The organism is Neobacillus bataviensis LMG 21833, assembly GCF_000307875.1.
In the GTDB taxonomy this organism is placed as follows: Bacteria; Bacillota; Bacilli; order Bacillales; family Cytobacillaceae; genus Neobacillus; species Neobacillus bataviensis.
The window spans coordinates 1-583 of the sequence record NZ_AJLS01000023.1; the positions used below are offsets into that span (position 1 = coordinate 1).

Here is a 583-nt window from a genome sequence, read left to right on the forward strand (position 1 = left end):
CACAAAACTTACAGCGGAACACCTCAAGGTGGAATTCTATCTCCTCTTTTGGCCAACATCTATCTTCATGAATTGGATAAGTTTGTTTTACAACTCAAAATGAAGTTTGACCGAGAAAGTCCAGAAAGAATAACACCTGAATATCGGGAACTTCACAATGAGATAAAAAGAATTTCTCACCGTCTCAAGAAGTTGGAGGGTGAAGAAAAAGCTAAAGTTCTTTTAGAATATCAAGAAAAACGTAAAAGATTACCCACACTCCCCTGTACCTCACAGACAAATAAAGTATTGAAATACGTCCGGTATGCGGACGACTTCATTATCTCTGTTAAAGGAAGCAAAGAGGACTGTCAATGGATAAAAGAACAATTAAAACTTTTTATTCATAACAAGCTAAAAATGGAATTGAGTGAAGAAAAAACACTCATCACACATAGCAGTCAACCCGCTCGTTTTCTGGGATATGATATACGAGTAAGGAGAAGTGGAACGATAAAACGATCTGGTAAAGTCAAAAAGAGAACACTCAATGGGAGTGTAGAACTCCTTATTCCTCTGCAAGACAAAATACGTCAATTGATTT

At 36.7% G+C, this 583-nt stretch carries 1 protein-coding gene; it reads left to right on the forward strand.

Annotation, left to right across the window (positions count from 1 at the left end; all coding sequences use genetic code 11):
- Nucleotides 1–583, forward strand: a 583-nt coding sequence (locus tag BABA_RS02475; protein WP_007083540.1) for a reverse transcriptase/maturase family protein, incomplete at both ends; no start/stop codon positions are given.